The sequence below is a fragment of the Rhizobium sp. TBD182 genome, from assembly GCF_001950375.1.
GTDB lineage: Bacteria > Pseudomonadota > Alphaproteobacteria > Rhizobiales > Rhizobiaceae > Agrobacterium > Agrobacterium tumefaciens.
The window spans coordinates 364,210-378,162 of record NZ_BDLN01000001.1; the positions used below are offsets into that span (position 1 = coordinate 364,210).

Annotated in this window: 16 protein-coding genes; 12 read left to right on the top strand and 4 right to left on the bottom strand. The window is 58.8% G+C overall.

What is annotated here, in order from left to right; genetic code table 11:
* Positions 1–799 (top strand): magnesium transporter (locus T18_RS27435; RefSeq protein WP_323455167.1); only part of this gene is annotated, 799 nt, incomplete at its 5' end.
* 85 nt (positions 800–884) lie between these two features.
* Complete coding sequence (locus tag T18_RS01905) at positions 885–1,271, top strand: MerR family transcriptional regulator (RefSeq protein ID WP_003515319.1); 387 nt, start codon at positions 885–887, stop codon at positions 1,269–1,271.
* Positions 1,272–1,429: 158 nt separating this feature from the next.
* Here T18_RS01905 and T18_RS01910 read toward each other — a convergent pair whose 3' ends face one another.
* Entirely contained in the window at positions 1,430–2,395 is a 966-nt protein-coding gene (locus T18_RS01910; protein ID WP_003515315.1) for a heparan-alpha-glucosaminide N-acetyltransferase, read from the bottom strand.
* Between the two features lie 69 nt (positions 2,396–2,464).
* Entirely contained in the window at positions 2,465–3,157 is a 693-nt protein-coding gene (locus tag T18_RS01915) for a DUF599 domain-containing protein (protein ID WP_013636176.1), read from the bottom strand.
* A 505-nt stretch (positions 3,158–3,662) separates the two neighbouring features.
* On the opposite strand from T18_RS01915, the gene cobU reads away from it, so the two are divergent.
* From cobU to ccoP, 5 genes are all read left to right on the top strand, one after another.
* Positions 3,663–4,184 (top strand): bifunctional adenosylcobinamide kinase/adenosylcobinamide-phosphate guanylyltransferase, encoded by a 522-nt coding sequence (gene cobU, locus T18_RS01920; RefSeq protein WP_038491048.1) that lies wholly within the window; start codon positions 3,663–3,665, stop codon positions 4,182–4,184.
* A gap of 243 nt (positions 4,185–4,427) precedes the next feature.
* Positions 4,428–6,050, top strand: coding sequence for a cytochrome-c oxidase, cbb3-type subunit I (gene ccoN / locus T18_RS01925; protein WP_038491045.1), 1,623 nt, complete (start codon positions 4,428–4,430; stop codon positions 6,048–6,050).
* Positions 6,051–6,060: 10 nt separating this feature from the next.
* On the top strand, positions 6,061–6,792 hold the full coding sequence (gene ccoO, locus T18_RS01930; protein WP_003515307.1) for a cytochrome-c oxidase, cbb3-type subunit II: 732 nt from the start codon (positions 6,061–6,063) through the stop codon (positions 6,790–6,792).
* A 12-nt stretch (positions 6,793–6,804) separates the two neighbouring features.
* Complete coding sequence (locus T18_RS01935; protein WP_003502810.1) at positions 6,805–6,957, top strand: CcoQ/FixQ family Cbb3-type cytochrome c oxidase assembly chaperone; 153 nt, start codon at positions 6,805–6,807, stop codon at positions 6,955–6,957.
* 3 nt (positions 6,958–6,960) lie between these two features.
* Entirely contained in the window at positions 6,961–7,824 is an 864-nt protein-coding gene (gene ccoP / locus T18_RS01940) for a cytochrome-c oxidase, cbb3-type subunit III (protein ID WP_003515305.1), read from the top strand.
* 48 nt (positions 7,825–7,872) lie between these two features.
* Here the strand turns inward: ccoP and T18_RS01945 are convergent, their stop codons facing one another.
* Positions 7,873–8,229, bottom strand: a complete 357-nt coding sequence (locus tag T18_RS01945; protein WP_038492817.1) for a VOC family protein — start codon at positions 8,227–8,229, stop codon at positions 7,873–7,875.
* 11 nt (positions 8,230–8,240) lie between these two features.
* Positions 8,241–8,645 carry a polyketide cyclase gene (locus T18_RS01950; protein ID WP_019566249.1) on the bottom strand — a complete coding sequence of 135 codons (405 nt, stop codon included), beginning with the start codon at positions 8,643–8,645 and terminating at the stop codon, positions 8,241–8,243.
* A 120-nt stretch (positions 8,646–8,765) separates the two neighbouring features.
* Between T18_RS01950 and ccoG the strand changes: the two genes are divergently transcribed.
* From ccoG to T18_RS27440, 5 genes are all read left to right on the top strand, one after another.
* Positions 8,766–10,349 (top strand): cytochrome c oxidase accessory protein CcoG, encoded by a 1,584-nt coding sequence (gene ccoG / locus T18_RS01955; protein ID WP_038491040.1) that lies wholly within the window; start codon positions 8,766–8,768, stop codon positions 10,347–10,349.
* Complete coding sequence (locus T18_RS01960; protein WP_003515295.1) at positions 10,346–10,846, top strand: FixH family protein; 501 nt, start codon at positions 10,346–10,348, stop codon at positions 10,844–10,846. The genes ccoG and T18_RS01960 overlap by 4 nt, the downstream gene beginning before the upstream one ends.
* Positions 10,843–13,134 (top strand): cation-translocating P-type ATPase, encoded by a 2,292-nt coding sequence (locus tag T18_RS01965; protein ID WP_075807474.1) that lies wholly within the window; start codon positions 10,843–10,845, stop codon positions 13,132–13,134. The genes T18_RS01960 and T18_RS01965 overlap by 4 nt, the downstream gene beginning before the upstream one ends.
* Positions 13,131–13,289 (top strand): cbb3-type cytochrome oxidase assembly protein CcoS, encoded by a 159-nt coding sequence (gene ccoS / locus T18_RS01970; RefSeq protein ID WP_038491034.1) that lies wholly within the window; start codon positions 13,131–13,133, stop codon positions 13,287–13,289. The genes T18_RS01965 and ccoS overlap by 4 nt, the downstream gene beginning before the upstream one ends.
* Positions 13,290–13,447: 158 nt before the next feature.
* The coding region (locus T18_RS27440) for an NAD(P)-binding domain-containing protein (protein ID WP_323455168.1) at positions 13,448–13,953 on the top strand (506 nt) is incomplete at its 3' end.

Genomic DNA, 13,953 nt, shown 5'->3' on the forward strand with positions numbered 1-13,953 from the left:
CGATCTCGACAAGGTGCTGCGCGCTAAGCGTCAGGTGAAGATCGAAACGATCATGCACGAGACCAACCACTCTATTCCGGCCGAAATGGACCAGGAAGAAGCGGCGCAACTTTTCGAACAATACGACCTTCTATCCGCCGCCGTGGTGGACAATAACGGCCGTCTGGTTGGCGTGCTCACCATCGATGACGTGGTCGACGTCATTCAGGAAGAAGCCGAAGAGGATTTGCTGCGCCTTGGCGGTGTGGGCGACGAAGAACTGTCTGACAGCATCACCAGCACCTCGCGCTCGCGTGTGCCGTGGCTTGCGGTCAACCTCCTTACTGCCTTTCTGTCTGCCTCCGTCATCAGCCTTTTCGATGCGACGATCCAGCAGATCATTGCGCTGGCGATTTTGATGCCGACGGTTGCCGGGATGGGCGGCAATGCCGGATCGCAGACCATGACCGTGTCCGTGCGGGCGCTGGCTACCAAAAGCCTAGATATTCACAACGCTGCCCGCATTATCAGGCGTGAAGCGGGCGTTGGCATCCTGAACGGGTTGTTGTTCGGCTGTGCCATCGGCATCGTTGCAGGCGTGTGGTTCCAGGATGTCCATATCGGCGGCATCATTGCTGCCGCCATGTGTCTCAACATGCTGGCGGCGGCGCTGGCAGGCATTCTCATTCCGCTGGTTCTCGACAGGTTCGGGGCAGACCCCGCCGTTTCCTCTGCTGTCTTCGTGACGGCGGTAACGGACATTGTCGGCTTTTTTTCGTTTCTGGGCATCGCTACCTGGTGGTACGGTATTTCGGGATAGGCCCAACCAGGCGAAAGCGGCAGGAAAAATTGACTTTTACGTGAAGGTCAAATAATAATTGTCCGGTTATGAATCGGATAGGCCCTTGGACAAGTATTATAGCATAACCGAACTGACGCGCGAATTCGGTGTTTCCACCCGCACCTTGCGATTTTACGAGGATGAGGGCCTCATTCACCCTGAGCGACGCGGGCGTACGAGGCTTTTCAGGTCTGCGGATCGGCGTCTCATTCAGGAAATCCTGCGCGGCCGCCGTATCGGTTTCACGATCGCAGAAATTCGCGAGATCATTCACGTCTACAAGGAGCCGCCGGGCGAATCAGGCCAGCTTGTGCTTCTGATGAAGAAGGTCGATGAGAAGCGCGCCGATCTCAGGCAAAAGCGCAAGGACATCGAAGAGACGCTGGCCGAGCTCGACAATGTCGAAGAGGCCTGCCTCACGCGCCTTGCCGAAATCGGCGTAGGGACCTGATGCAGGTTTCCCGCCGTCGCGCTTGACGTGATGGCCCTGGATTTCCCGCGGAGAGGAAAACCTCTCACTCCGTCATGCTTTTGATTTTACGCGACGTGGATAGATCCTCGGGTCAAGCCCGAGGTGACGCAGAGCGTAGATTGGACGTGTGTCGTCCTTTATTGCGCCTCAACCGTGCACTGTTGCGCCACGTCGCTGACTTTCGTCTGCTGCTCCGCACTGAGCTTGCCTTCCATCATGATGTCAAACAGGCTTTCTGCCTGCAGCTTTTCAAGCGTGCAGCCGCAGAAACGTTGGCACAATTCCTGGCCGTTAGCCTGCTGGACGCAGCTTTTTTCACAGCTCGATTTGTAAAGCTCCACCTGGTCGACAGGAGGAGGCGGTGCCACAAGTGATACCGCGTAGACGAGGCCAATCAGCGCCGGCTGATGAATGAGGTAAAAGGCAAGGCTGTGACGGCCCGCTGTTGCTATCAGATTGCGGGGGGAGCTTGGGTTGCGAAAACGGTCCAGCCAGCTGCGCGGTGTGACGAATTGCGAAACCGCAAGTCCGGCAAGAAAGGGCGCTAGCCACGGCAAGAGCGGCACATAATCGTTCGAGCGCGGCGGCATGGTGGAGAAACCGACCCATGCCAGCCATTTGCTGTTGAAAAAATCCGACTGGACGTATTGCGGCAGCGCAAAGGCAAGAGCCGCGAAAAGCAGCGTCACCAGCGGGGGTGCCCGCAGGAACAGCAGCCCGACAAGGCTTGCAGCGGCTATGTTGTGCAGGATTCCGAAAAAGATGAAGCTATCCGGAAAGGCGACATAGGTAGCGATGGTGATGAGCAGCGCCGAGCCCGCCACCATTGCAAAACGCTTGCCGAAGGACGGCCAGTTTATGGCTTTGCCATGGGCGAGAAACAGGCTGAAACCGGCGAGGAACAGGAACGAGCTGGCAATGGCACGCGCATAAAGCTTCCACAGGCCGGTGGTTGCCGTACCCGGCTCCAGATAGCCGAAATACTCCAGATTCCATGTGAAGTGGTAAGACGCCATGGCGATGAGCGCCAGCCCGCGCAGTGTATCGAGACCGCCCATGCGGCCCTTGCGGCGGGTGTCGATTGCAGCTGTTTCTGTTTCCATAATTCCTGCTGTTTCAGCTGTCTGAAGCCGTTGTCTACTCAAGGGCTTGGCCCGTGAAGTAAGGCTATTTCAAGGCCCGGGCCTGTCCATGATGGCGCGGCGGGCCTCGGAGAAGAACTGGCGGCGCAACAGCGCCACTATGATGATGACCGTGCTTGCGATGAAGACATAGGGGCTGATGAACCAGCCGAGATAACCGATCGACAGGAAGATCGTCCGCAGCCCATCATTGAAGTTCTTAGCAGCGATGATGTTCATCTTTATGACGTTTTCAGCGGCACGCTCGGCAGCGTCGCGATCCGCGTTGACATCATGGACCATTGGTATGGCACCAAACAGGATCGTGCAATAATTGAACAGGCGGTAGGACCAGCCGAACTTGAAAAACGAGTAGCCGAAAAGGCAGGTTAGCCCCATGACCTTCAGTTCGAAGGCCGTGCGCCCGGCATACTGCACGAAGGGCAGGTCGCGAAACACGGTTTCGACCCGATCTGTCGCCCCCAGAAGAGCAAAGCAGCCGCCGATGGCAAAGATCGAGGTAGACGCGAAAAAAGCGGTACCATTCTGCAAACCCGCCATGATCTGAGTGTCGATCATCTTCAAGTCGCGTTTGAGAGAATTGTAAATCCAGTCGCGTCGACGCTCCGCCATCGCCTGATTGAGGCTGGTTCGCGAAAACAGCGTCGTTCCCGTCGTGAGGTGGGTATAGGTGGCCCATAACACGATAAAAACGACGATCGAGATATAGTCCATGACGGTCATCACGGGCAGGTCACCTTGCTGTTTGCGAATCTTCGCGGCCATATTGATTTGAAGGCCATTGCAAGGCAATGGTAGCGGCCTCCATGGGCGAACATTCTCCCGCCGCGTTGCAGCTTCGTCATTTCGTTTTCTGCTAACGTTCCGGTAACCAAGTGGCTTTATCAATCCCGTCGCGGACGGAAAGGTCTGCCGGTTCCGGGTCAAGGTTTTGCGTACCGGTTCCGCTTGATTTTTCGTAGACACCGCTCGCCGATTGACAGAATGACCGTTCGCACCTAGCTTTTTGTCAGGACCGGTGTTTCCGGCATCCGGAGTTGCCAAGGCTGTCAATGTCCCGCATCGTGCGGACAGGTTTTGTCGTATCCGACCCGGTATCATCGGCAGTCCGGCATGAGTAACCGGGGGACGCCTTTTTCTACGAATCGTTCCCTTCATGTACGGCTGTCTCTGGCTTGCGACACCGCAATGATGCCGGTCCGTCTTATTCTTTTCTTCCAGGTTCTTCATGACAGATAAAAACCGCTCCGTTTTCATTCTAGGCGGCGCGCGCTCCGGCAAGTCCCGTTTTGCCGAGGACCTTGCGGGCAAAGCCGACGGGCGCCTGCATTATCTGGCCACCGGCCGGGCATGGGATGACGAGATGCGCGATCGCATCGACCATCATCAGGCCCGACGCGGCGAGGAGTGGACGACACACGAGGCGCCCGTTGATATCGCTGCCGCGCTCGCGCGGCTGGATGCCCCGGACAATGTCATCCTTATCGACTGCCTGACATTGTGGCTCACCAATCTGATGATGGAGACCGCCGATATCGAGACCGCGTTCGCCACGCTGGCAGCGGCAATCGCGTCCACCAAGGCGAAACTGATTCTCGTCTCTAACGAGGTCGGCCTTGGCATCGTGCCGGAAAACCGCATGGCGCGCGAATTCCGCGATCACGCCGGAAGGTTACACCAGCGCGTCGCGGCCATCGTCGATGAAGTCTATTTCGTCGCAGCCGGGCTGCCGCTGAAAATGAAGGGCTGACGCAAGCCCTATAAAGCCGGTGTCGCGCGTCGGCGTCCGTTCTTTCAGTTTCTACGTACTTCTTATCGCCAAATCCCGGCTCGGTTTTGCCGGTGCTGCGACAGCTTCTCTTTCTTGATCTGGATCAAGGTGGCTTCCCCACGCCGGTGGCAATGCTCCAACCGACGCAAAGGCCCGTTTCCGCTTCGTAAAGCGCGCGCCAAGCCTTTCGTCGGTCTGCTTGCACGTTGGGGGAAACCAACAATGAATTACACGTTAGAAACCGCGATCGTGGCCCTTGGGGCTTTTCTCGCGCTGCTCGGGGCTGCTTTCGCTCACGACAGTCTTTTCGCCGCCCATATGTGGGTGCTGTTCTTTACGCTTCTGGTCAGCACGGTGCTTCTGCTGCGCCGTGTTTCTTTCGCACCTGTCGATCAGGCCGCGCGCGCCCGGCTGAAATCCGAATATTTCGATGAGGTCGTGAAATACGGCGTCGTCGCTACCGTGTTCTGGGGCGTGGTCGGGTTTCTGGTGGGGGTCGTGGTGGCGCTTCAGCTTGCCTTTCCCGATCTCAACATCGCGCCCTATTTCAATTTCGGCCGGATGCGGCCGCTGCACACCTCCGCGGTGATCTTCGCTTTCGGGGGAAATGCGCTGATTTCCACGTCATTTTACGTGGTGCAGAGAACCTGTCGCGCGCGCCTGTTCGGCGGCAATCTCGGCTGGTTCGTGTTCTGGGGCTACAACCTCTTCATCGTCATGGCTGCCACTGGCTATCTGCTTGGTATCACGCAGGGCCGCGAATATGCCGAGCCGGAATGGTATGTCGATATCTGGCTGACGATCGTCTGGGTCGCCTATCTCCTCGCATTTCTCGGCACGATCCTCACGCGCAAGGAGCCGCATATCTATGTGGCAAACTGGTTCTATCTGAGCTTCATCGTGACGATCGCCATGCTGCATATCGTCAACAACCTCGCCATTCCGGTGTCGTTCCTCGGCGTCAAGAGCTACTCCGCTTTCTCGGGCGTGCAGGATGCGCTGACGCAATGGTGGTACGGCCATAACGCCGTCGGCTTTTTCCTTACCGCCGGCTTCCTCGGCATGATGTATTATTTCATTCCCAAGCAGGTGAACCGCCCGGTCTATTCCTACCGCCTGTCGATCATCCACTTCTGGGCTTTGATCTTCATGTATATCTGGGCCGGTCCGCACCATCTGCACTATACGGCGTTGCCGGACTGGGCGCAGACGCTGGGCATGGTGTTCTCGATCATGCTGTGGATGCCCTCGTGGGGCGGCATGATCAACGGCCTGATGACGCTTTCGGGCGCCTGGGACAAGATCCGCACCGATCCCATCGTGCGTATGATGGTGATGGCGGTGGCCTTCTACGGCATGGCGACCTTCGAGGGTCCGATGATGTCGATCAAGGCCGTCAACTCGCTCAGTCACTATACCGACTGGACCATCGGCCATGTGCATTCCGGCGCTCTCGGCTGGAACGGCATGATCACCTTCGGTGCCATCTATTATCTGACGCCGAAACTGTGGGGCAGGGATCGTCTCTACAGCCTGCAACTGGTCAACTGGCACTTCTGGCTCGCCACGATCGGCATCGTCATCTACGCCGCCGTGATGTGGGTGGCCGGCATCCAGCAGGCCTTGATGTGGCGCGAATACGATACGCAGGGCTTCCTCGTCTATTCCTTCGCGGAATCGGTCGCAGCGCTGTTCCCCTATTACGTGATGCGTGCGCTGGGTGGCCTGATGTTCCTCAGTGGCGCGCTGATCATGGCCTACAACGTCACGATGACCATCCTCGGTCATCAACGCGAGGAGGGCGTCCGCAATGACGCCGCACCTTCGCTGCAGCCCGCTGAATAAGGAGAGGCCGATGTCCATACTCGACAAACACGGCGTCATCGAACGCAACGCCACACTGCTTTTGGTCGGCTCGCTGCTCGTCGTCTCAATCGGCGGTATCGTGGAAATCGCGCCGCTTTTCTATCTCGAAAACACCATCGAGAAGGTGGAGGGCATGCGGCCCTACTCACCGCTGGAACTGGCCGGGCGCAACATCTACATCCGCGAGGGATGTTATGTCTGCCACAGCCAGATGATCCGGCCGTTCCGCGACGAGGTGGAGCGTTACGGGCATTACAGCCTGGCGGCGGAATCCATGTACGACCACCCGTTCCAGTGGGGTTCCAAGCGCACGGGGCCGGACCTCGCACGCGTGGGCGACCGCTATTCGAATGAATGGCACGTGCAGCATCTGGCCGATCCGCGCTCCGTCGTGCCGGAATCGATCATGCCGTCCTACGCGTTCCTCAAAACCACGCCGTTGAAGATTACGGATATCTCGATGGAGCTCAAGGCTAACCGCGCCGTTGGCGTGCCCTATAGCGACGAGATGATCGAGAAATCAGCGGCTGATCTTCACGCGCAGGCCGATCCGAACGCCGATACGACCGAGCTTCTGGCGCGCTATCCGAAGGCGAAAGTCGGCGATTTCGATGGCGATCCAGCCAAGCTTACCGAAATGGATGCGCTGGTTGCCTATCTGCAGATGCTCGGCACGCTGGTCGATTTCTCGACCTATGACGATGCCGCCGGATATCGGTGAGGAGGCGACACGATGGAAACCTACACGGCCATGCGCCACTTCGCCGATAGCTGGGGCCTGCTTGCCATGACCCTGTTCTTCGCCGGCGTCGTCGTTTTCACCCTTCGTCCCGGATCGAAAAAAGCTGCGGACGACGCCGCCAGCATTCCGCTTAAGGAGGACTAGGATATGTCCGAAAAACACATTGATGACATCAGCGGCGTCGAAACCACCGGCCATGAATGGGACGGTATTCGCGAGCTTAACAATCCGATGCCGCGCTGGTGGGTCTGGACCTTCTACTTCACGATCCTCTGGGCCATCGGCTACACCATCGCCTATCCGGCATGGCCGCTGATCAATGGCGCAACGCAAGGCTTGCTAGGCTGGAGCAGCCGTTCCGAGATCGCCGCCGATATGGCGGACGCCAAACAGGCGCAGAGCGTCTATTCCGACAGAATCGCCAGTTCCTCGCTCGCCGAGATTGAGGCCGATCCGACGCTAAGGCAATTTGCCCTTTCCGGCGGCGCCGCCGCCTTCAAGGTCAATTGCATCCAGTGTCACGGTTCGGGTGCGGAAGGCGGGCAGGGATACCCCAACCTCAACGACGATGACTGGATGTGGGGAGGCAGCGTCGAGGATATCTATACGACGGTAAAGCACGGCATTCGTTTTGCCGACGATCCCGATACGCGCCTGTCGGAAATGCCGGCCTTCGGCGATATCCTCAAGTCCGAGGAAATCCGCGAGGTCGCCGCCTATGTCGTCAGTCTGACAGGAACGCCTTCCAACCCGGCACTCGTAGAACCCGGTAAACAGATTTTCGCCGACAATTGCGCCTCGTGCCACGGTGAGAACGCCAAGGGCAACCGCGAGTTCGGCGCGCCCAACCTGGCCGACGCGATCTGGCTGAAGGCCAGTGGCGAGCAGGGGATCGTTGCGCAGATACGGTCGCCAAAACACGGGGTCATGCCCGCTTGGGGTGAACGGCTTGGTGATACCACGGTCAAGCAGCTTGCGATCTTCGTGCACTCGCTGGGCGGTGGCGAGTGAACGTCACAGCCAACAAATGGAAAGGGCCGCTCGATGCGGCCCTTTTTCTTAGCGATCAGACCAGACGGCCAGTTCGTATCCATCCGGATCGGTGAAATGAAAACGGCGTCCGCCGGGAAAGGTGAATATGGCGACGCTGATCTGCCCACCGGCTGCCTCGACACGCCGGTGCGCATTCTCGATATCGGCGGCGTAAAGAATGACAAGCGGTCCACCCTTGGCTGACACAGGTGCCGTGGTGGTGAAACCGCCGGTCAGCCGGCCATCGGAAAACTCGCAATATTGCGGGCCGTAATCCTTAAAGGACCAGCCGAAAGCGCCGCCGTAAAATTCCTTGCTGCGCTCGATATCGGCGACGTTGAATTCGACATAGTCGATGCGCCGGTCATTCGTATTCGTGGTCATCGTTTTATCCTTCAATCCGTTTCGAGCAGCGACTTCAGTTTCTCCAGATCGACCCGGACCATCTCCGCATCCCGTTCGAAATCCTCGTCCGTCATGTCCGGCAGGCGAAGCAGGGTAAAGCTGACTTCGGCACCGCTGCCATTCGGTGTTACCCGCAGCGCGTTATACACCTTCATGCCATCCGGCAATGTCACGACGTGGTCTATCACGCCGAATTCGTTTAAGGGCGCGAAATTGACGCGGACCTCACCCAACGGGCCGCCATCGGCGATCCAGTCCTCGCCGTCTGGTTTAAGGCCGCCTGCTAGACCGGCGGCCCAGTGCGGCATGTTTTGCGGGTCGGAGGCGAAATCAAAGACATGGCTCCATGGTTTTTCCACCGACAGATGAATGATTTTTGACTGCATGACTGGCATCTCATCCTCCCTGTTTAATGCAGGCCGCAGGCTGCGCCACTTTGTCCGCGCTTGATGTAAGTCAAGGATGTTTCGCCGGTGAGATGGGAGAAAGCAAGGAGATAAAAACGGACTGCAATCATGAACATCTATCCCGTCGGACAGGACCGCCCGCAACAGCCCGTCGAAAGGCTGGAAGCGGAGGCCGTCAATTCCGCAAAAACGCGTAAACCCCTTTATGAAGCGCGCAAGAAAATTTTCCCGAAGCGCGCGGAGGGCCGGTTCCGGCGGTTCAAGTGGCTGGTCATGCTGGTCACGCTCGGCATTTATTATCTGACGCCGTTTCTGCGCTGGGATCGCGGTCCCTATGCGCCCGACCAGGCGGTGCTGATCGATATTGCCAATCGGCGCTTTTATTTCTTCTTCATCGAAATCTGGCCGCAGGAGTTCTTTTTCGTCGCGGGATTGCTGGTCATGGCGGGTCTGGGGTTGTTTCTCATAACCTCCGCCGTGGGACGCGCGTGGTGTGGTTATACCTGTCCGCAGACCGTCTGGGTGGACCTGTTTCTGGTCGTCGAGCGGGCGATCGAGGGCGACAGGAATGCCCGCATGAAGCTCGATGCAGCACCTTTCACGTTCGGCAAGCTGCGCAAGCGGGTGATGAAACATGCAATCTGGCTGGTGATCGGCGTTTTGACCGGCGGCGCATGGATCTTCTATTTTGCCGATGCACCGACGCTGGCGAGAGAGTTCATGACGGGGCAGGCACCGATGATCGCCTATACGACCGTCGCGATACTCACCGCCACGACCTATGTTTTCGGCGGGCTGATGCGGGAGCAGGTCTGTACTTATATGTGTCCCTGGCCGCGCATTCAGGCGGCGATGCTGGATGAGAACTCGCTGGTCGTGACCTATAATGACTGGCGCGGTGAACCTCGCACGAGGCACGCCAAAAAGGCTGCGGCCACAGGGGAGAGCGTCGGCGATTGCGTCGATTGCAATGCTTGTGTCGCAGTCTGTCCCATGGGCATCGACATAAGAGACGGGCAGCAGCTGGAATGTATCACCTGCGCGCTCTGTATCGATGCCTGCGATGGGGTGATGGACAAGATTGGTAAGCCACGCGGGCTGATCGCCTATGCGACGCTGTCCGAATACCAGTCCAACATGGCGCTTGCGACCGGCAACGGCCAGCACGCAATCCGGCCTGCGAATGTGCGCAACGAGGACGGCGGGTTCAAAAACAGCATTCGCCATTTCGACTGGCGCATCGTCTTTCGCCCGCGCACGCTTCTTTACACGGCAATATGGGGTGCAGTCGGCATCGGCTTGCTGTTTGCTCTGGTGACGCGCGAGCGGCTGGCTCTAAACGTGCTGCACGACCGCAACCCGCAATATGTGCTGGAATCGAATGGCTCGATCCGCAACGGCTATACCGTTCGCATCCTCAACATGGTGCCGCAACCGCGCCTAATGAGCCTGACGATAGAGGGCATTCCAAGTGCGGTGATGAAGATAAACGGCGTGCCGGATGCAGCCTCTCGCAGCTTCGAGGTGATGGTGGAACCGGACGAGGCGACAACGCTGAAGGTGTTCGTCACCCTGCCGGGCAGTCACGTCGCGCGGGCTGCTGAAAATTTCGAATTCATCGTCAGCGATACGGGCGGCCATGAGACGGCCCGTTACGACGCCGTCTTCAACGCTCCGGGAGTGAAAAAATGACAACGACCAATCGCCAGACGTCCGGTTTCATTTTCACCGGCTGGCATATGCTGGGTGTTATGGTGATGTTTTTTGGCATCGTCATCACAGTCAACATGGTGATGGCCTGGAACGCTGTCACCAGCTGGAGCGGGCTCGTGGTGCCCAATACCTATGTTGCCAGCCAGCAGTTCAACGCCAAGGCCGAGGCCGCCAAGGCAAGGGCCGCGACCGGCATCAAGGGCAGGCTGGTGGTGGATGAAAAGACCGTGCGCTACGAGGTGTTTCATCCAGATACCGGCCCTGTGGATACGGATTCGGTAACGGCGCGTTTTCGCCGGCCGGTCGGCGAGCACCAGAATTTCGACATGGAGCTGACCCCGGTGTCTACCGGGGTCTTCACCGGCCCGCATGACATGCTGCCCGGCCAATGGATCGTCGAGGTCACTGCCGTAAAAGACGGCAGGATCATCGTGCATGAAGGCACGCGGATCGCGGTGATCAGGGGGCGTCAATGAGCTGCTGTGCACCGGGAACGGAAGGATCGCTTCAACTCGGAGAACCGGTCAACCCACCATCATCAGAGGAGCTGATGCTGGCAAGCCGCGATCTGGGGCAGGGGCTGCGCCAGACCGATCTCAGCGTGCCCGGCGTTTATTGCGGCGCCTGCATCACCACCATCGAAACCGCGCTGCGCCGTCTCCGCCAGGTGGAGCAGGCGCGCGTGAACCTGTCCTCCAAACGGGTGGCGATTGTCTGGAAAGAGGATGTCGATGGCATCCGGACAGATCCCGCCGAACTTGCCCGCGCAATCCTTGCAACCGGATACCGGACGCATCTTTTCGCGAGCGGACAGGATGCTTCGGACGTGTTGCGCTCGCAACTGATCAGGGCGGTGGCGCTGTGCGGCTTTGCTTCCGCCAATATCATGCTTCTATCCGTGTCCGTCTGGTCCGGGGCCGATGCCGCGACGCGTGACATGTTCCACTGGATTTCGGCGATGATTGCCGCGCCGGCGCTGATCTATGGCGGCCGGTTCTTCTATCAGTCGGCCTGGAATGCGCTGAAGCATGGCCGCACCAATATGGATGTGCCGATTGCGCTCGCCATCACGCTATCCTACGCAATCTCGCTATGGGAGACGATTCATCATGGCGGACATGCGTGGTTTGACGCGACCGTGTCGCTGCTGTTCTTCCTGCTGATCGGCCGCACGCTTGACCATATCATGCGTGACAGGGCGCGCTCGGCCATTGCGGGCCTGGCCCGGCTTTCACCACGCGGCGCAACCGTTATCGGTGAGGACGGAACGCGGGAATATCGCCCGCTTGGCGATGTGCTACCCGGTATGACGATTGCGATTGCTGCCGGTGACCGCGTGGCGGTGGATGCGATGGTCATTAGCGGAAGCAGCGATCTCGACATGTCCATTGTCAACGGCGAAAGCGCGCCGCGTCGGGTGGAGGCGGGCGATCTGCTTCAGGCAGGCACGCTCAATCTCACCGGTTCGCTCGCCGCGCGGGTGACCGCATCGGCAAAGGATTCGTTTCTGTCGGAAGTGATCGGGCTGATGGAGGCGGCGGAAGGGGGGCGTGCGCGCTATCGGCGGATTGCCGACCGTGCCGCGAGCTATTATTCGCCCGTCGTACATCTCCTTGCTCTCATGACATTTCTCGGTTGGGGCGTTTTGGGCGGTGACTGGAAGCAGGCGATGCTGATCGCGATTGCGGTTCTCATCATCACCTGCCCCTGTGCGCTTGGCCTTGCTGTTCCGGTGGTGCAGGTTGTGGCGGCAGGCCGGCTCTTTCGGCATGGCATCATGGTCAAGGAAGGCTCGGCGATGGAGCGACTGGCCGAAATCGACACCGTGTTGTTCGACAAGACAGGCACCCTGACGGTCGGGAAGCCGCGACTGGTGGAAACCGGCGATGTGAACCCCGCCACGATGGCGATTGCGGCTGGCCTTGCCGCCCATTCACGCCATCCGCTGTCCAAAGCCCTGCATGCAGCCTATGGCGGAATTTTACCGGTCTACGAAGCGGTGCGTGAAATTCCCGGCTCCGGTGTTGAGGCTCTCACGCCGGCGGGAACCTACCGGCTCGGCAACCGCCGTTTTGCCTGCCCGGATGAATCGCAAATGGAAAACGGCGACGCTCGATCGGAAGTGGTGCTTTCGCTTGACGGCGGGTATCTGGCGAGTTTCGGTTTCGAGGACAATCCGCGTCCTGGCGCCGTACAGGCACTGCGCAGCCTTTCTGTGCGAGGACTGGTGCTGGAAATCGTGTCCGGTGACCGGGTCCCGGCCGTAAAGGCCATGGCGCAGCGTCTGGGCATTGCGAAATGGAACGCCGACCTGTCGCCGAAAGACAAGGCGGGGCGCTGTGGGGCACTGGCAGGCGAGGGACGCAAGGTTCTGATGGTGGGCGACGGTATCAATGATGCGCCGGCGCTGGCTGCAGCACATGTTTCCATGGCACCGGCAACCGCCGCCGATATCGGCCGGCAGGCCGCCGACTTCGTGTTCATGCACGAGAATCTGGATGCCGTTCCTGTCGCCATCGAGACATCGCGGCGGGCCGGACGGCTTATCCGGCAGAACTTCGCGCTTGCCATCGGCTACAATGTCATTGCCGTGCCGATTGCGATTGCCGGTTACGCGACGCCGATGATCGCGGCCATCGCCATGTCGACATCGTCGCTCATCGTTGTTGCAAATGCGCTGCGTCTTGCGGGAACGGCTGAAGCCGTTTCTGCGCAACAGAGCGTGCCGACCGGATTTGCGGGCGAGGGGGCGCAACCGGCATGAACATGTTGATCTATCTCATCCCCGTCGCCCTGTTTCTCGGAGCGCTCGGGCTTTTCGCCTTCCTCTGGTCTGTGCGATCAGGGCAATATGAGGATATGGACGGCGCTGCCTGGCGAGCGCTGGAGGATGGCGACGACCGGCCACGACCTTCCTAGGGGAGGCGCATTGGTTACGACCTTCCCCCGACCTGTCGCAAATATGCAAAGCTGATTTGCGTCATCAAAATTTAATCGTTTCAGTCGCCCCTAGCCTTGCCGTTTGTTCATTACAGTGCCACAACACGACCACCTAAAAGCAAGATGGAGGCACATCCGTGGAACAGGCAGAAATCGGTTTGATCGGTCTCGGCGTCATGGGCTCGAACCTGGCGTTGAACATCGCGGAAAAGGGCAACAAGATTGCCGTATTCAACCGAACCCCTGAAGCGACGAAAAAATTCTACGCCGAGGCTGGGGACTTGCAGGGGCAGTTGATCCCTTGCGAAACCATCGAGGAATTCGTCGCCGCCATTCGTCCTCCGCGCCCGATCATCATCATGATCAAGGCCGGCGATCCGGTTGACCAGCAGATGGAAATCCTGAAGCCGCATCTCTCGAACGGCGACATCATGATCGACGCCGGCAATGCGAATTTCCGCGATACGATCCGCCGTTTCGACAATCTGAAGGATAGCGGCCTTACCTTTATCGGTATGGGCGTTTCCGGCGGTGAAGAAGGTGCGCGTCACGGACCGTCGATCATGGTCGGCGGTACCGAAGATAGCTGGAAGCGCGTCGAGAAGGTTCTGACCTCCATTTCCGCCAAGTATAATGACGATCC